This is a genomic window from Bradyrhizobium sp. 23AC, from assembly GCF_054863025.1.
On the sequence record NZ_JAVAYN010000001.1, the window covers coordinates 388602 to 405440 of the forward strand.

The window sequence follows — 16839 nt, forward strand, 5'->3', positions numbered from 1 at the left end:
TGTTGTTCTCCCTCTCCCCGCATGCGGGGAGAGGCGAAGTGCGCGGCGGCGCCATCGCCTATTCCACGGCCCAAACCAGCGGCGGACGGCCGCCAGCAGCAGCGCGCATGCGCACGCCGATATGCCGCCCGCATCCCGCAGCCAGGCCTTCGAACAATCCCTCCAGCACCCTGGCGCAGGCGGGGTGATAATCGGCAACGTCGTCCATCAGCTTCCAGCTCTGCTGGCGGAGTTCGAACGTGCCTTCGGATTGCTTCATTTCGGCGGCGTCATCCTGCGCCGCGAACAGCGCGCTCAGGAACGATGCGAATTCGCTCGCGCCGCCGCGGCTCATCGCCAGCGCGGCCGCGACCTCGTCGAAATATTGCATCCCGATCAGCTTGCCGGTGAGGTGCAGCAGATAGCCGGCGTCTTCCGGGCCAAACAGCTGCACCATCACGGGCGCCGCCGTGCGCACATACTCCATCGCATAGTTGCGATAGGCCTTTTCCAGTCGCGGCTTTGGCCAGCTCGCGACCGGCAGAGCCGGCGCAGCCTTCGCGTCGAACAGCGGCGCTTCCAGATGCCGCGCGAACACCAGGCGCTGATCGAGTTCTAGCGGATGATCGTATTGGCAATAATAGCCTTCCAGCCCATCCTGGCCGTCGACGCTCTGCTTGGTGCAGACGAAGCCGAGCCTGAGATCGCCGAGCGCGACGCCGTTGTTGGCGTGCCATCCCCGCAGCATCGCGCGCGAGACCTCGCCCGGCACGCCGCAGATCGCGGTGCCCTTCCAGATCCAGCGCGGCGGCGGATAGCGGATCCAGGCCTTGGCGTCGCTCTCATACATGTATTCGACATGCACGCCGCCGATCCAGTTCGAGAGATAGTGATATTGCGCGGCCGCCACCGCCGGCGGCAGATGATCGATTCCCAGCTTCCCAAGCCCGGGCAGGAAGCGCTCCTGCTGCTGACGCCGGAACACGCGGAAGACGAACTCGGCGGCATCCGCGGTGCCGCGCCGCGTGACGACGGTGAGGATGAGGCCGGTGAAATAGGCGTGGTAGAGGTCGGCGACCGCACGCCAGCGCTTCCATTGGGCTTCCTGCGCGGCGTCAGCTGCGGCGGTCATTCGTTTCGCTCCCGATCGTTGTTGCGATCGAGTGTGTCATCGCAGCTTTCGGCAAGCAACATGACGCCCGTGCAGAGCGCCCTGCGCGGGCGCTCGCCAATTCCGCATCACGAAGTTTGCGGTGGCGTCTTGGCCGCGCGCTCTCGCTCGACCCGTTCGGTGACATCGCGCGCCATCGCGACCGATCCCAGAACATTGCCGCCGGAATCCCGCACCAGCGCGAAGGTCATCTCGATGTAGAGCTTGCGCCCGCTCTTGTGCAGCGCGCGGGTCAGTGTCGGCCTGCCCGCAAGCTTCATACGGCCGCTGGCCAGCGCAGCTTCAAGCCCTTCCAGTGCGCGGCGCGCAGGTGTTCGGGAATGATCAGATCGAGATTCTGGCCGAGCGCTTCCGGAGCGGAGAAGCCGAACAGCGCCGCCGCTGCGCGGTTCCACCGCATGATCGTGCCGGAGCGATCCGAATAGATCAGCGCATCCGCGACGTCTTCGACAATCTTTGCGTCGAGTTCGGATTCGTTGGTCATGTCACCACCTTGCATCACTCCGAATGATTGCACATCCCGACACACATTCGGTGTCATCGCCCGACTTGATCGGGCGATCCAGTACTCCGAGACGGCAGTGATCAAATCGACAGGCCGCGGCGTACTGGATGCCCCGGTCAAGCCGGGGCATGACAGTAAAATGGGCAGCTACACCCGAAAATGCTTCGATAGTTTGAGGCCCTGGGCCTGATAGTTCGAGCCGATGCGCTGGCCGTACATCGCGTCGGGACGGGCCAGCATCTTCTCGTAGACGAGGCGGCCGACGATCTGGCCGTGCTCGAGGATGAACGGCACTTCGCGCGAACGCACTTCCAGCACGGCGCGCGCGCCTTTTCCGCCCGCGCCGGCATAACCGAAGCCGGGATCGAAGAATCCGGCATAGTGCACGCGGAATTCGCCGACCAGCGGATCGAACGGCACCATCTCCGCGGCGTAGTCGGGTGGCACCTGCACGGCTTCCTTCGACGCCAGGATGTAGAACTCGCCGGGATCGAGGATCAGGCTGCCGTCGGGGCGGGCCGAGATCGGCTCCCAGAAATCCTCCACCGCGTAGCCGGAGCGGCGATCGACGTCGACGACGCCGGTGTGGCGCTTGGCGCGGTAGCCGACGAAGCCGTTTGCCTTCTCGCCGGAGAGATCGACGGAGACGGCGACGCCGCCGGAGAGATCAGCATCGTCGATATCGACGAGGCGCTCGGCGGCATGCAAGCCATCGAGCTCATCGGCATTGAGGATCGCGTCACCGGTGCGGAAGCGCACCTGGCTGAGACGCGAGCCCTCGCTGACCAGCACCGGAAACGTCTTCGGGCTGATCTCGGCATAGAGCGGGCCGTGATAGCCGGCGCCGATCATGTCGAAGCGGCGGGTGCCGTCGGCGATGACGCGGGTGAAGACGTCGAGCCGGCCGGTCGAGCTTTTCGGGTTCGCCGCCGCGACGATCTCCGGCGGCAGCGCGAGGCTCTCAAGCAGCGGCACGATGTAGACGCAGTTGGTCTCCAGCACCGCGCCGTCGGCGAGGCTGAATTCGTGCAGCTTCAATTCGTCGATGCGCTCGGCGACGGTGGCGCCGGGACCCGGCAGGAAGCTGGCGCGGACGCGATAGGCGATGTCGCCGAGACGCAGATCAAGGCTCGCCGGCTGGATCTGGCTCTCGACGAAGTCATAGGCGGGCAGGATGAGCCCGGCCTTCGCCATCGCCGCGATCATGCGGTCGGGCAGGATACCATTGGCGTCGGGCGCAACCGTGAACGTCAACCGGGGGTCCTCGTCAGGGGTCAGATGCATCCGGACATGCCGGAAATACAAGTCTTTTACGGCTATCCGATGGACGCCTTGACGGAAAGGGCATTGCGGAATATGAGCATCACTTATCCCGTGGTGATTTGAGCCGGCCGGCTTGCAGCCACGTTAAATAAGTCGCTAAACAGGCCGGGGACCTCTGTGATCCCGGCCCGTGGAGATATCCAGGCCGGTTTTTTTGTGACCGTTTTCGACGAGACGGTCATGTCGGAGGTACCTATGTCGAAGTCGACCACCAACTACCGTCCCGAAACCCGCCTGGTCCATTCCGGCACCCTGCGCTCGCAATATGGCGAGACATCGGAGGCGCTGTTCCTGACCCAGGGCTATGTCTACGACACCGCGGAGCAATGCGAGGCGCGGTTCAAGGGCGAGGATCCGGGCTTCATCTATTCGCGCTACTCCAATCCCACCATCGCGATGTTCGAGCGCCGCATGATCGAGCTCGAAGGCGCCGAAGCCGCCCGCTCGGCGGCGACCGGCATGGCCGCGGTGACGACCGCGATCCTGGCGCCGCTTAGGGCCGGCGACCACGTGGTGGCTTCCCGCGCCCTGTTCGGCTCGTGCCTCTACGTCGTCCAGGACCTGCTGCCGCGCTACGGCATCGAGGCCACGCTGGTCGACGGAGCCAATCTCGATGAATGGCAGCGCGCCGTGCGGCCGAACACCAAGACGTTCTTCCTGGAGAGCCCGACCAACCCGACGCTCGACGTGCTCGACATCCCCGGGATTGCCGAGATCGCGCACAAGGGCGGCGCGCGGCTCGTCGTCGACAACGTGTTCGCAACGCCGATCTGGCAGAGCCCGCTCGCGCTCGGGGCCGACGTCGTGGTCTATTCTGCGACCAAGCATATCGACGGCCAGGGCCGCTGCCTCGGCGGCATCATCCTGTCGTCGGAAGCCTTCATCGCCGAGCACATCCACAATTTCATGCGCCAGACCGGCCCGTCGATCTCGCCGTTCAACGCCTGGGTCCTGCTCAAGGGCCTGGAGACGCTGGGCGTGCGCGTGCGCGCGCAGACCGAAACGGCCGCGCGCATCGCCGACGTGCTGGCGAGCCATCCGAAGATCTCGCGGCTGGTTTTCCCGGGCCGCGCCGATCATCCGCAGGCAGCGCTGGTGAAAAAGCAGATGCGCGGCGGCTCGACGCTGGTCGGCTTCGAGGTCAAGGGCGGCAAGGCGGCTGCGTTCCGCGTGCTCAACGAATTGAAGCTGGCGAAGATCTCGAACAATCTCGGCGACGCCAAGAGCCTCGTCACGCATCCGGCGACCACGACGCATCAGCGCCTGAGGCCGGAGGACCGCGCCGCGCTCGGCATCAGCGAAGGTTTTATTCGCTTCTCGGCTGGGCTGGAGCATGCCGATGATCTGATCGAGGATCTGACCGCGGCGCTGGAGAAGGCGTGAGGGGTGAATGGCGAGTAGTGAGTGGCGAATAGATCAATCCCTATTCGCTACTCGCCATTCCCTATTCGCCTTTACATCGGCCGATACGTCCGCACATCTCCCGGCACGTTCACGCCCAACTTGATCTGCCCCACCGAGCGGATGATGTCGTCGCCGAGCAGCTGGGCGAAGCAGGCGTAGCCCCAATCGTTCATGTGCAGGCCGTCGGCGATGACGAAGCTCTCGACCGGAATCGACTGGTTCTCGTGCCAGTCGCGCATCACCTCGAAGCGCGGGAAGATGCCGACGTGACGAAGCTCGGCGACCTTGCCGAGCAGTTTCACCATCTTGCCGGCGCTTTCACCGCGCTGGTTGACGGCCGGCGAATATTGCGGATCGACCAGCACGATGTCGGCACCGCCGGCGGCCTGGATGCGGCTGATGCCGTCCTCGACCAGTTTTGCGGTGTCCCCGGGATCGAGGTTGCGCAGCACCGCGTTGGTGCCGACCTGCCAGATCACGAGATCCGGATGCACGTCGATCACCTGGGTCTGGAGGCGCTTCATCATCTCGGGCGCATCCTCGCCGCCGACGCCGGCATTGACGACGGTGATGTCGGCGGTCGGATAGTGGCGGCGCAGCTGGGCGGCAAGACGATTCGGATAATTGAACTCCGGCGAGCTCGCGCCGAATCCTGCGGTCGACGACGAGCCGAACGCGACGATCACAACGGGCTGGCCGGCCACGAGCTTGCTTGCAACATGCGGCAGCGAACCCATCGCCTTCGAGCCGCCCTTTGACGGCAGGCAGGGCACGCGGTTGAAGACGTCGCCGGCGGATTTGGCGACCTGCTTCACCTTGTCGATGGCGCGCGCGGTGATGCCGCGCTGCTCGGGCGAGGTCACGGCAACGGTGGTCTGGGACGGCGAAGCGGGAGCGGGATCAGCCGACTGCGCCGGTGCTTGTGTCGCCTGCGCGGCTTGGGTCTGCGCATGGGACTGCGGGGCCGGCGCCAGCAACAACAGCACTGCTGCTGCAGGCGCGGTCAGCCGTGCCGTCAGGCAAAAAGGGCGGAGAGAACTCATTAACGCTAGACCTCAATTTTGCTGCTGGGCCGGCTCCAGATGGGCTGCGTCGATCACGAACTGTGCCAACGCCCGGCCAAGGCAATCATGAACCTGCTTCGCCAGTTCGGGCCCGCGGGACGGGCTGAACAGGTCGAACTGACCCTGATCATTCCACTGCCGCATGATCGTGAAACGATCGAACAGCGGAATATCATGCTCCTGCGCCACAACGCGCATATTATCGAGAAATGGTTGGGCCGAGATCATCGTTTCGGTACGCGGGCTGTACTGCAAATTCATCAAAACGACGTCGGCCCCTGCCTTTTGCAACGCAATAACCCCCTCGGTGACTGCGCTGCGAAATTCGTCGGGATCGATGGATCGGATGGCATCCACGGTCCCGGTCTGCCAGACGACCAAAGTAGGCGTTTTTGCTTCCATCAGCTTAACGAAGGTCGAGGCGGCCTCCTCCGCCGTTCGCTTGCTCTGTATTTCTACGGAGACGTGCACTGCTTCCGACGGCGGCAGCTTTTCCTTCAGAGTCGCTTCCATACGCGCCGGATAGGAGCTGCCCTCCGAGGACGGAATCGTGGTCGAGCGGCTGCCGACGACCAGGATTTCGAGCGGCTTGCCAGCCTTGACGGCCTCGGCGACCTTGGGAAGCTGGCTTTCGCTGGTAAGCAGATAAGACGGCAATTCGCACGCCGCGGGCGCGGTGGCAGCGCCAGACGCAGCATCGCCCGCGCGCGCCACAGGCGCGGCGAGGCTACCGCATAGCAGGACCAGGCTCAGGAGAACCTTCGCCTTCATCAGCCCCCTCCCGCCAGATCGGCGTTGCCGACGGCGTTTTTGGTTTTCGCACCGCTCTTGTCAGCCACGCGCTTGTACCACGAAATCACCCAGGCCACGCCCCACATGATCAGGACCCCGGAGAGACTAATCAGCGCATGCATGGCTGCGCCGCCGGAGACTTCGGCAAGAATGAAATGCCCGGCGAAGGCCAGGAAGACGCCGAGGCAGAAGATCTCGAGAGAATGCTGGCCACATAGAATCAATGGTCGCAACCAGCGCGATTTCAAGCCCGGCCAATCCCGGGGTAGGAAGCGGACGGTGAGCGCGGCCAGCGCCAGGAAATGCGTGAAGCGCAGCACGTCGAGATCGGTCTTGTCGATCGGATACATCCACTGCTCGACCCGCTTCGGCATGAATTGGGAGAGCTGCGGCACGTACCAGGTCAGCGTCACGTAGAACGCCGCGGCGAGATAGGCGATCGCGATCCACATCGTCACCGGCGAGGCCAGGATACGCGACATCCGTCGCGCACCTCCGAGCGCGCACCATGCCCCGAAGACGAACAGCAATTGCCAGGCCAGCGGATTGAAGGCCCAGAAGCCGTTCGGATAGGCGGAGAAGTAGAGATCGTACTCCCAGGTGACCGCGTAGAGCACGACCGAGAGGCCGAGCGTGACGTCGGGGCGCCATTTCATCGACCACAGGATCAGCGGCAGCGCCAGCATCAGCACGATGTAGAGCGGCAGCACGTCCATGTTGACGGGCCGGAAACGCAGCAGCAGCGCCTGCACGATGGTGACGTCGGGCTGCTTGAGGAAATCCATGATACCCATCTCTTCGGTGTAGAGCGGGTTCTCGAACCTGGTCGCGACGTAGGAGATTTCGGCGAGGAAGATCGTGAACAGGAAGACGTGGGCGACGTAGATCTGCCAGACCCGGCGCAGGATGCGCGCGGTGGCGATGACGACACCGCTCTCCAGCATCGCCCTTCCGTAGACGAAGGCGGCGGTGTAGCCGGAGATGAAGATGAAGATCTCGGTGGCGTCGCTGAAGCCGTAATTGCGGATCGTGAACCAGGTCAGCAGACTCGGCGGCAGATGGTCGATGAAGATCAGCCACAGCGCCAGCCCGCGGAACAGGTCGAGCCGGAGCTCGCGCTCGCCGATGGCGGGCAGCGTGATGGCCGGTGCGGTCGCCCGCGGCTTCGCCCCCGCGAGCTTGCTGTCCACAGCCATGCTGTCTGCAGGCTTGGCGTCTGCAGGCTTGACGTCTGCAGGCTTGGCGGTTCCCGCGATCGTCGATCCCGTTACATGGTCGGCAATGGTCATCGGGGGCCTAAAAACCCTTCCGCAAATCGCGACGTTGAGGAGTGTACCGGTCCGGTCGTCGTCTCGCAAAGCGGCCGGATCACATCCGGGTGTCATTCCCCTCGAATTCTGGCGGGACGATGTCGCCAGAGCCGCCTCCGGCGTTTGGTTCCAGCGCCGGATTTCGGTATGATAGCAGCCATGTACCGCGCCGTGACCCGTCAGATTGAAGTGACCGTCGAGCCGAACTTTGTTCCGGAGCAGTCGTCGGCCGACCGCTCCCGCTACTTCTGGTCCTACACCATCGTCATCGTCAATTCGGGCGAGGAGACCGTGCAGCTCAAGACGCGGCACTGGATCATCACCGATGCCTCCGGGCGCCAGCAGGAGGTGAAGGGCGAGGGCGTGGTCGGCGAGCAGCCGATCCTGGCCCCCGGCGAGCGCTTCGAATACACCTCCGGCGTCCCGCTCTCGACCGCCTCGGGCTTCATGACCGGCCGCTACCAGATGGTCACCGAAAGCGGCGAGCGCTTCGAGATCGACGTGCCGGCGTTTTCGCTGGATAGCCCGGACAATAAGCGGGTGTTGAATTAGGGCGCCTCGCTCTCGTGTCCCGGACGCGCAGCAACGCCTCTTAGCGTTGCTGCGCAGAGCCGGGACCCAGGGGCGCCACGGCACGCGGCGAGATGGGCCCCGGCTCTGCAGCGCATCACTTCGTGCTGCGCAGCGTCCGGGGCACGAGATCGGAGAGGGCGCATGTTCTCTCAACGCGGTCATTGCGAGGAGCGCTTGCGGATGAGGCGACATCGCGATGCTCCAGTGCACATCTCAACGGCAGTGCCGTAGGGTGGGCAAAGGCGCATAGCGCCGTGCCCACAATCTCCCTCCATGAGCAACAAGGCGTGGGCACGCTGCGCTTTGCCCACCCTACGATATCGAGTTTGTGGCACGCAGCTCAGCTCACAGACACGCCTTCGCAGCCTCGCGGCTTGAATCGCCCGAGCTTTGCTTCGTCGCTTCACCCTCATAAAGCCAAGAGGGCGCAGGGAAGACCGGGTGCCGGCTGGCACCCGCGGTCTGCTGCGCGAAAAGCACACGCAAAAAGACCGCACAGCAGCATACAGGTGTCGCCGATCACTCGGCCTTCCCTGCGCGATGGTTGGACGGCTTATGCCGTGATCTCCCGGGAGCCGAGTTCGTTCTGGCCTCCCTCGCCGTTCGAATTGACGATGCCGTCCACCCGGTTGGGCTCGCGCGCATCTTCGAAAGGCTTGACCGTAGCAACGACGGCCTGGACCACACGGTTTTGCCGTACGCGCATTCGCTGGTCACCACATTATCTCCCGGCCTTGTCGACGTTGCCGAAAGAATGTGGCGAGACGAACTGGTCAGCGCCGCTCATCCACACGAAGCCTCGGGCTCACAGGGACTACCCGCCCTGCCCGCACCTCTCGTGCCGACGCTGCCGCGTCCACCGCAAGCCCGGCTCGCGATAGTGACGACACATCATCGCCCCTCTTGGGTGAACCGGGATGGGCGACACATACGCCGAAACCGAATTTCGGTAAAGTGGAATATTTTTGGCAAGGCGGATTGACAGAGGGCGACACAGCAAGCTGCCGTAGGGTGGGCAAAGCGAAGCGTGCCCACGTTTTTGGTCGTCATCGAGAGATCGCGGGCACGGCGCAAGTGCGCCTTTGCCCACCCTACGAGAGCTCGCTACGCATCCTCCACGCCGGCCTCGTCCGGCGTGAAATCGTACACCGAGCTGCAGAACTCGCAGGTGACGACGACCTTGTCGTCCTTGACCATGGCGGCGCGGTCGTCGGGCGAGAAGCTCTTGAGCATCGAGGCGACCGCATCGCGCGAGCAGGAGCATTGCGCCTTGAGGACCATCGGATTGAACACGCGCACGCCGCGCTCGTGAAACAGGCGGAACAACAGCCGCTCGCCGGAGAGCTCGGGATCGATCAGCTCGACGTCCTCGACGGTCTCGATCAGCGAACGCGCCTCGACCCAGGCGTCGTCTTCGGCAACGCTGTGCACCTCGACGCCATCGGGGGCATCGCCGGGATGCAGATCGGCCTGCCGCGCGCGCTCCGCCGCCTTCGGCAGAAACTGCATCAGCATGCCGCCGGCGCGCCAGCGATGCTTGCCGCCGTCGTTGGAGCGCCACTCCTCGCCAACCGCGAGGCGCACGCGCGTCGGGATCTGCTCGGAGCGCAGGAAATATTCGTGGGCGGCGTCTTCGAGGCTGCCGCCGTCGAGCGCGACCAGGCCCTGATAGCGGCTCATGTCGGGGCCCTGGTCGATGGTCATGGCGAGATGACCGCGGCCGAGCAGCGTGCCGGAATCCCTGGTATCGCCGAGACGCGCGGCATCGAAGCGCGCATAGGCCCGCAGGCGATCCGGCGCCATGTAGTCGACGACCAGGAACGACACCGGGCCGTCGGTCTGGGCCTGCAGGATGAAGCGCCCCTCGAATTTCAGCGCCGAGCCGAGCAGCGTCGTCAGCACGATGGCCTCGCCGAGCAGCTTGCCGACCGGCGCGGGGTAATCGTGCTTGGTCAGGATCTCGTCGAGCGCCGGGCCAAGCCGCACCAGGCGCCCGCGCACGTCGAGCGCGTCGACCTCGTAGGGCAACACCGCGTCATCAATCGGAACCGCTGATGGCGCGCGAACCGGGCCTTCGGGGCCGGCTTTCATCTGAGGGGATTGGGAAACCATGGGCGTTATCTGGGGTCGGTGGGTGAAAAATGGAAGGGGCGCTGGGTGACGTGTTCCGGATGCGAATTGGACTGTATCAAGCCGTCTCAAGGTCGCTGTCGTCCCAGACAAGCGTAGCGTAGCGAAGCGCAGATCCGGGACCCATAACCACAGGACTACGTTGCAGCCAGCGATGACAACTCCGAGCCCTCGCCAAACGACTTCCTGTGGTTATGGGTCCCGGATCTGCGCGCGCTTTAGGCGCGCTTGTCCGGGACGACAGTTGTGTGTGAGGCCGCGGCCGGGCTTCGAGCGCCCTTACTTCACCGCGTCAAAACACCAGGCCAGAATGCCCTTCTGCGCGTGCAGGCGATTTTCGGCCTCGTCGAACACGACCGATTGCGGACCGTCGATCACGTCATCGGTGACCTCCTCGCCGCGATGGGCGGGCAGGCAGTGCATGAACAACGCATCGGGTTTGGCCAGCGACATCAGCTTGCCGTTGACCTGATAGGGCTTGAGCACGTTGTGACGATGCTCGCCTTCCTTGTCGCCCATCGACACCCAGGTGTCGGTGACGACGCAGTCGGCCCCCTTCACGGCGGCCTCCGGATCGGTGCCGAGCATGATCGGCGCGCCGGTCGCCTTGATAAAGTCGCGCATCGCTTTTTTCGGCGCGAGCTCCGGCGGCGTTGCGACATTGAGCTGGAATTTGAAGCGCTCAGCGGCGTGAGCCCAGGACGCCAGCACGTTGTTGTCGTCGCCGGTCCAGGCCACCGTCTTGCCCTCGATCGGGCCGCGATGCTCCTCATAGGTCATGAGGTCGGCCATCACCTGGCAGGGATGCGAGCGCCGCGTCAGGCCGTTGATGACGGGCACGGTGGCGTTGGCCGCAAGCTCCAGCAGCGCATCGTGGTTGAGGATACGGATCATGATGGCATCGACATAGCGCGACAGCACGCGCGCGGTGTCGGCGATGGTCTCGCCGCGGCCGAGCTGCATCTCGGCACCGGTGAGCATGATGGGCTCGCCGCCGAGCTGGCGCATCGCGACGTCGAACGACACGCGTGTCCGGGTCGACGGGCGCTCGAAAATCATCGCCAGCGTCTTGCCTTCGAGCGGCCTGACCGGCTGCTGCGCCTTCTGCTTCGCCTTCATGGCGGAGGACGCCGCGAGCATGGTCTTGAGCTCCGACAGCGGCAGCTCGTTGATATCGAGGAAGTGCTTCGGGGACTTGCTCATCAGCTTGCCGCCCGCTTGGTCTGGCTGGACGAGATTGCGGCGCAGGCGCGCTCGAGCCGCCCGACGCTGTCCTCGATCTCGGCTTCGGTCACGATCAGTGGCGGCAGGAAACGCACGACATTGTCGCCGGCACCCACCGTGAGCAGTTTTTCATTGCGCAGTGCCGCGACGAGATCGCCGGAGGGCACCACGGCCTTGATGCCGATCAGAAGGCCCTCGCCGCGCACTTCGCTGACGACATCGCCATGACGGTCGATCACGGAGGCGAGCTTCTGCTTCAGCAGCAGCGACATCTTCTGCACGTGGTCAAAGAAGCCGGGCTTGAGCATGACGTCGAGCACCGCATTGGCCGCGGAGATCGCCAGCGGATTGCCGCCGAAGGTCGAGCCGTGCGAGCCGGGCCCCATGCCGGCTGCCGCATCCGCGGTCGCCAGCACAGCGCCGATCGGGAAGCCGCCGCCGAGCGCCTTCGCCAGCGACATCACGTCAGGTGTGACGCCGGTGCGCCGATAGGCGAACAGATCGCCGGCCCGGCCCATGCCGGTCTGCACCTCGTCGAAGGCGAGCAGCAGGCCCTTCTCGTCGCAAAGCTGGCGCAACGCCTTGAGGAAGGTCGGCGTTGCCGAGCGCACGCCGCCCTCGCCCTGGATCGGCTCGATCAGGATGCCGGCGGTGTGCGGGCCGATCGCCTTCTTGACGGCCTCGATATCGCCATGCGGCACCTGGTCGAAGCCTTCCATGGGCGGACCGAAGCCTTCGAGATATTTTGCAGAGCCGGTCGCCGCGAGCGTTGCCAGGGTGCGGCCATGAAACGCGCCTTCGAAGGTGATGATGCGATAACGTTCCGGATGGCCCTTGGAGAAGTGATGATGCCGGACCAGCTTGATCACGCCCTCCAGCGCTTCGGCGCCCGAATTGCAGAAGAACACGAAGTCGGCAAAGCTCTCGTTGCAAAGCCGGTTGGCGAGCTTCTCGCCATCCGGGCTCTGGAACAGGTTCGACATGTGCCAGAGCTTCGTCGCCTGCTCCTGCAGCGCCTTGATCAGATGCGGATGGCAATGGCCGAGCGCATTCACAGCCACGCCCGAGGTGAAATCGAGATAGCGATCGCCATTGGTCGCGATCAGCCAGCAGCCTTCGCCGCGCTCGAAGCCGAGGTCGGCTCTGGCGAAAACGGGGAGCAAATGCGGCGCTGCGCTGTTAGTCATGATGTCACTTGAATGTTGAGGACGGTGTGACGCGTGCATTGCGCAACGCACCATCGACCGGCCCGGAAAACGAAACGTGCCGCCTTTTAAGGGCGGCACGCGGGACTATCTTATGCTTGGCAAGACGGGTGTCAATGCCGCCCGGAAAGCCTCGGGAAACGCTGAATCCGTAGTCTTGCGGTGCCGATTTTGCGGGTTTTCACCACGGAACATGTGGAAGCGAGTCGGCGGACTCTTGCGCGGGAGTCACGCCATATTGTAGCGTTTGGATTGTCAGATACGACATCTCGTGCAGCGGTTCTGATCTCAAGAGTCCTCATGTACCGGCGTAAACGTTCGGGCGTCAGTCACGCGTCCGGCGAGCCTTAAGGGATTCTGGCGGCACGGGTTTTTGAAGACTTAGGCAATCGCTGCGAGGCCCCAGGATGGCTGGCGCGTAGCGAGGGAAAGGGTGCAATGACGGTTTTGACCTGGTCCGACGATCGCGTCGAGCAGCTGAAAAAGCTCTGGGAGGCCGGACTTTCGGCCAGCCAGATCGCAGCTGAGCTCGGCAATGTGACCCGCAATGCCGTGATCGGCAAAGTGCACAGGCTCGGTCTGTCCGGCCGCGCCAAGAGCCCTTCATCGGCAGCGCCCCGGCCGCGCAAGGCGCGTCCCGCGCAGCACATGATGCGGGTGACCCGCCCCATCGCGCGCGGCAACACCGCGCTGGCACAGGCCTTCGAGGTCGAGGTGGAGGCTGAACCGGTCACCTACGACAACGTGGTGCCGATGAGCCAGCGGCTGTCGCTGCTCGAGCTGAACGAGGCGACCTGCCACTGGCCGGTCGGCGATCCCTCGAGCCCGGATTTCTTCTTCTGCGGCGGCAAGGCGCTGTCCGGCCTGCCCTACTGCGCCCAGCACTCGCGCGTGGCGTATCAGCCGGCGGCGGATCGCCGTCGCGCGCCGGCGAAGCCGGGTCCGCGCTGAGCACGGGCTCAGGCGACATCGAGACAAAGAAAAGCGCGCTGGCCGGCGCGCTTTTTTGTTGGCTTATCGCGAGCAAACCTTACGTCTGCTCCGCCTTCGCGAAGCGATCGTCGAGCGCGTAGCCGGCGCCGCGGACGGTGCGGATCGGGTCCTGCTCGCGACCGAGATTGAGCAGCTTGCGCAGGCGGCCGATATGGACGTCGACGGTGCGCTCGTCGATGTAGATGTCGCGGCCCCAGACGCTGTCGAGCAGCTGCTCGCGCGAGAACACGCGGCCGGGATGCTCCAGGAAGAACTCCAGCAGACGATATTCGGTCGGGCCGAGATCGATCGGCCGGCCCGAGCGCGCCACGCGGCGCTTGTCGCGGTCGAGCTCGATGTCGCCATAGGCGAGCACTGTCGCGAGCCGCTCAGGACTGGCGCGGCGCAGCAGGCCCTTCACGCGCGCCAAAAGCTCCGGCACCGAGAACGGCTTGACGATGTAGTCGTCGGCGCCGGTCGCAAGTCCCCGCACCCGCTCGCTCTCCTCGCCGCGCGCGGTGAGCATGATGATCGGGAGCTGCTTGGTGTCGGGCCGCGTGCGCAGGCGACGGCACAGCTCGATGCCCGACAGGCCCGGCAGCATCCAGTCGAGCACGATCAGGTCCGGGATGTGCTCCTTGAGGCGGGTGTCGGCGTCGTCGCCGCGCATGACCGTCTCGACGTCATAGCCGTCGCCTTCGAGGTTGTAGCGAAGCAGCTCGGTGAGAGCTTCCTCGTCCTCAACCACCATAATGCGTGCGCCCATCGGGTCGTCGCTCCTTCAAGTCTTCAGGTATTCGGGACCGTCGTGGCGAAGGTTGTCATGTCGCCCTTCGGCCGCTTGTCGGTGATCGCCTGGCCCTCGATCATGTAGAACACGGTCTCGGCGATGTTGGTGGCGTGGTCGCCGATCCGCTCGATGTTCTTGGCGCAGAACATCAGATGGATGCAGAACGAGATGTTACGCGGATCCTCCATCATGTAGGTGAGGAGCTCGCGGAACAGCGAGGTGCAGATCGCGTCGACTTCCTCGTCGCCCTTCCACACCGCCATCGCCGCCGGCAGATCATGCGCGGCATAGGCGTCCAGCACCGACTTGACCTGCTGCTGCACGAGGTCGGTCATGTGCTCCAGGCCGCGGAACAGTTTCAGCGGATGGAAGTCGGTCTCCAGCGCGGCGACGCGCTTGCCCATGTTCTTGGCGAGGTCGCCGATGCGCTCGAGGTCGGTCGCAACGCGCATGGCGCCGACGATCTCGCGCAGATCCACCGCCATCGGCTGGCGGCGGGCGATGGTGAGCACCGCGCGTTCCTCGATGCGCTTCTGCAGCGCGTCGAGCTCGGCGTCGATGGTGACGACGCGCTGGCCGAGCGCGACGTCGCGGCGGATCAGCGCGTCGACGGAATCGACGATCATGCGCTCGGCGATGCCGCCCATCTCGGCGACCAGGCGGGTGAGCTCCTGGAGGTCGGTGTCGAAAGCTTTTGCGGTATGTTCAGTACCCATGTCGCGTCTCCTCAGCCGAACCGGCCGGTGATGTAATCCTGCGTGCGCCGGTCGCTCGGCGACGTGAAGATCTTGCTGGTGTCGTCGAACTCGATCAGCTCGCCGAGATACATGAAGGCGGTCTTGTCGGAGACGCGCGCGGCCTGCTGCATGTTGTGGGTGACGATCGCGATCGTGTAGTTCTCGGACAGTTCCTGGATCAGCTCCTCGACCTTGGCGGTCGAGATCGGATCGAGCGCCGAGCAGGGCTCGTCGAACAAGATCACTTCAGGCCGCACCGCGACGGTGCGGGCGATGCACAGGCGCTGCTGCTGGCCGCCGGAGAGCGACAGGCCGGAGGCGTTGAGCTTGTCCTTGACCTCGTTCCAGAGCGCGCCGCCGCGCAGCGCCTTCTCGACGCGGTCGTCCATCTCGGACTTCGAGATCTTCTCGTAGAGGCGGATGCCGAAGGCAATGTTCTCGTAGATCGTCATCGGGAACGGCGTCGGCTTCTGGAACACCATGCCGACCCGGGCGCGCAGCAGATTGAGGTCGAGCCTGGGGTCGAGAATGTTGGTCTGGTCCAGCATGAGCTGACCGGTGGCGCGCTGGCCCGGATAGAGGTCGTACATCCGGTTGAAGATGCGCAGCAGGGTCGACTTGCCGCAGCCCGACGGGCCGATGAACGCCGTGACGCGGTTGGCGCCCAGCGTCAGGTTGATGTTCTTCAGCGCATGGTGCTCGCCGTAATAGAAATTGAGATTGCGCACCGTCACCTTGGCCGGGGCTTCCGGCAGCGGCTGCGAGGCCAGATGAGCGTTGGAACTCATGGATACGGACAGGTCGGTCATTTTGCAGTCCTCTCGGCGCCGAGGATGCGCGCGCCAATGTTCAGGGCAAGCACGGTGAGCGTGATCAGCAGCGCGCCGCTCCAGGCGAGCTGCTTCCAATAGGCGTAGGGGCTCTGGACGAAGTTGTTGATGGTGACGGGCAGGTTGGCCATCGTCTTGTTCAGGCCGAGGCTGAAGAACTGGTTCGACAGCGCGGTGAAGAGCAGCGGCGCGGTCTCGCCGGCGACGCGGGCGGTGGCGAGCAGCACGCCGGTGATGAGGCCCGACCGGGCCGCACGATAGGCGATGCGCTTGATCACCAGCGAGCGCGGCAGGCCGAGCGCCGAGGCCGCCTCGCGCAGCGGATTCGGCACCAGCAGCAGCATGTCCTCGGTGGTGCGCAGCACGACCGGGATCACGATGACGGCGAGCGCCAGGCTGCCTGCGATCGCGGAGAAGCCACGCATCGGCACCACCACCGCGCCATAGATGAACAGGCCGATGATGATCGAGGGCGCCGAGAGCAGGATGTCGTTGATGAAGCGGATCACCGAGGTCAGCCGGTCGTTGCGGCCGTATTCGGCAAGGTAGGTACCGGCGAACAGGCCGAGCGGCGCGCCGATGCCGACGCCGATCAACGTCATGATGATCGAACCGACGATCGCGTTGCGCAGGCCGCCTTCGGTCGAACCCGGCGGCGGCGTATCCGCGACGAAGATCTCGAGATTGAGGCCGGCCAGGCCGTTGAAGAGCAGCGTGATCAGGATCAGCGCGAGCCAGGTGACGCCGAAGGCGGCCGCGGCGAAGCAGAGCCCGCGGATGACGATGTCCTTGCGGCGACGACGCGAATAGATCGGATTGAGCGCCATGAC

At 64.7% G+C, this 16839-nt stretch carries 18 protein-coding genes and 1 riboswitch; of the genes, 3 read left to right on the plus strand and 15 right to left on the minus strand.

The genetic code is table 11. The features are described 5' to 3' along the window. Positions 1–58: 58 nt before the first annotated feature. The 4 genes from RAD10_RS01870 to RAD10_RS01885 all read right to left on the minus strand — a co-directional run bounded on the left by RAD10_RS01870 (position 59) and on the right by RAD10_RS01885 (position 2939). Complete coding sequence (locus tag RAD10_RS01870; RefSeq protein WP_461616095.1) at positions 59–1111, minus strand: hypothetical protein; 1053 nt, start codon at positions 1109–1111, stop codon at positions 59–61. A gap of 107 nt (positions 1112–1218) precedes the next feature. Next, positions 1219–1410 carry a PAS domain S-box protein gene (locus RAD10_RS01875; RefSeq protein WP_461616096.1) on the minus strand — a complete coding sequence of 64 codons (192 nt, stop codon included), beginning with the start codon at positions 1408–1410 and terminating at the stop codon, positions 1219–1221. After that, on the minus strand, positions 1407–1739 hold the full coding sequence (locus RAD10_RS01880; RefSeq protein WP_461616097.1) for a PAS domain S-box protein: 333 nt from the start codon (positions 1737–1739) through the stop codon (positions 1407–1409). Before RAD10_RS01880 ends, RAD10_RS01875 begins: the two co-directional genes overlap by 4 nt. A gap of 63 nt (positions 1740–1802) precedes the next feature. Further along, complete coding sequence (locus tag RAD10_RS01885) at positions 1803–2939, minus strand: 2'-deoxycytidine 5'-triphosphate deaminase (RefSeq protein ID WP_461616098.1); 1137 nt, start codon at positions 2937–2939, stop codon at positions 1803–1805. Positions 2940–3019: 80 nt separating this feature from the next. Beyond that, positions 3020–3099, plus strand: a riboswitch (SAM riboswitch). Between the two features lie 74 nt (positions 3100–3173). Between RAD10_RS01885 and RAD10_RS01890 the strand changes: the two genes are divergently transcribed. Beyond that, positions 3174–4361 carry an O-succinylhomoserine sulfhydrylase gene (locus tag RAD10_RS01890; RefSeq protein ID WP_461616569.1) on the plus strand — a complete coding sequence of 396 codons (1188 nt, stop codon included), beginning with the start codon at positions 3174–3176 and terminating at the stop codon, positions 4359–4361. A 71-nt stretch (positions 4362–4432) separates the two neighbouring features. Here RAD10_RS01890 and RAD10_RS01895 read toward each other — a convergent pair whose 3' ends face one another. Genes RAD10_RS01895 through RAD10_RS01905 form a run of 3 tightly spaced genes read right to left on the minus strand, consistent with a single transcriptional unit; the run spans position 4433 to position 7527 of the window. Beyond that, positions 4433–5425 carry an SGNH/GDSL hydrolase family protein gene (locus RAD10_RS01895; RefSeq protein WP_461616099.1) on the minus strand — a complete coding sequence of 331 codons (993 nt, stop codon included), beginning with the start codon at positions 5423–5425 and terminating at the stop codon, positions 4433–4435. Between the two features lie 12 nt (positions 5426–5437). Further along, the gene (locus tag RAD10_RS01900; protein ID WP_461616100.1) at positions 5438–6217 is read right to left on the minus strand and encodes an SGNH/GDSL hydrolase family protein; all 780 of its coding nucleotides are present in this window, start codon (positions 6215–6217) and stop codon (positions 5438–5440) included. Next, a complete protein-coding gene (locus RAD10_RS01905) occupies positions 6217–7527 on the minus strand; it encodes an OpgC domain-containing protein (RefSeq protein WP_461616101.1) in 1311 nt (436 codons plus the stop codon). Before RAD10_RS01905 ends, RAD10_RS01900 begins: the two co-directional genes overlap by 1 nt. A gap of 180 nt (positions 7528–7707) precedes the next feature. Between RAD10_RS01905 and apaG the strand changes: the two genes are divergently transcribed. Continuing rightward, complete coding sequence (gene apaG, locus RAD10_RS01910; protein WP_026202434.1) at positions 7708–8100, plus strand: Co2+/Mg2+ efflux protein ApaG; 393 nt, start codon at positions 7708–7710, stop codon at positions 8098–8100. Between the two features lie 574 nt (positions 8101–8674). Here the strand turns inward: apaG and RAD10_RS01915 are convergent. The 4 genes from RAD10_RS01915 to RAD10_RS01930 form a co-directional block, all read right to left on the minus strand. Beyond that, positions 8675–8827: a hypothetical protein gene (locus tag RAD10_RS01915; RefSeq protein WP_165637785.1), complete on the minus strand. Its 153-nt coding sequence runs from the start codon at positions 8825–8827 to the stop codon at positions 8675–8677. A gap of 398 nt (positions 8828–9225) precedes the next feature. Then, positions 9226–10233: an Hsp33 family molecular chaperone gene (locus RAD10_RS01920; RefSeq protein ID WP_091965840.1), complete on the minus strand. Its 1008-nt coding sequence runs from the start codon at positions 10231–10233 to the stop codon at positions 9226–9228. Positions 10234–10530: 297 nt separating this feature from the next. Further along, positions 10531–11454, minus strand: a complete 924-nt coding sequence (argF, locus tag RAD10_RS01925) for an ornithine carbamoyltransferase (protein WP_461616102.1) — start codon at positions 11452–11454, stop codon at positions 10531–10533. Continuing rightward, entirely contained in the window at positions 11454–12662 is a 1209-nt protein-coding gene (locus tag RAD10_RS01930) for an aspartate aminotransferase family protein (RefSeq protein ID WP_091965842.1), read from the minus strand. Before RAD10_RS01930 ends, argF begins: the two co-directional genes overlap by 1 nt. 456 nt (positions 12663–13118) lie before the next feature. Here RAD10_RS01930 and RAD10_RS01935 point away from each other — a divergent pair, with 456 nt between their 5' ends. Beyond that, complete coding sequence (locus tag RAD10_RS01935; protein ID WP_014491301.1) at positions 13119–13631, plus strand: GcrA family cell cycle regulator; 513 nt, start codon at positions 13119–13121, stop codon at positions 13629–13631. A 79-nt stretch (positions 13632–13710) separates the two neighbouring features. Here RAD10_RS01935 and phoB read toward each other — a convergent pair whose 3' ends face one another. From phoB to pstA, 4 genes are read right to left on the minus strand one after another with little or no spacing between them, the layout of a single operon-like run. After that, on the minus strand, positions 13711–14418 hold the full coding sequence (gene phoB / locus RAD10_RS01940) for a phosphate regulon transcriptional regulator PhoB (protein ID WP_018316913.1): 708 nt from the start codon (positions 14416–14418) through the stop codon (positions 13711–13713). Positions 14419–14441: 23 nt separating this feature from the next. Continuing rightward, positions 14442–15158, minus strand: a complete 717-nt coding sequence (gene phoU, locus RAD10_RS01945; protein WP_018316912.1) for a phosphate signaling complex protein PhoU — start codon at positions 15156–15158, stop codon at positions 14442–14444. An 11-nt stretch (positions 15159–15169) separates the two neighbouring features. Then, positions 15170–15988 (minus strand): phosphate ABC transporter ATP-binding protein PstB, encoded by an 819-nt coding sequence (gene pstB / locus RAD10_RS01950; protein ID WP_028139784.1) that lies wholly within the window; start codon positions 15986–15988, stop codon positions 15170–15172. Further along, positions 15985–16836, minus strand: coding sequence for a phosphate ABC transporter permease PstA (pstA, locus tag RAD10_RS01955; RefSeq protein ID WP_461616103.1), 852 nt, complete (start codon positions 16834–16836; stop codon positions 15985–15987). The genes pstB and pstA overlap by 4 nt, the downstream gene beginning before the upstream one ends. Positions 16837–16839 lie beyond the last annotated feature (3 nt).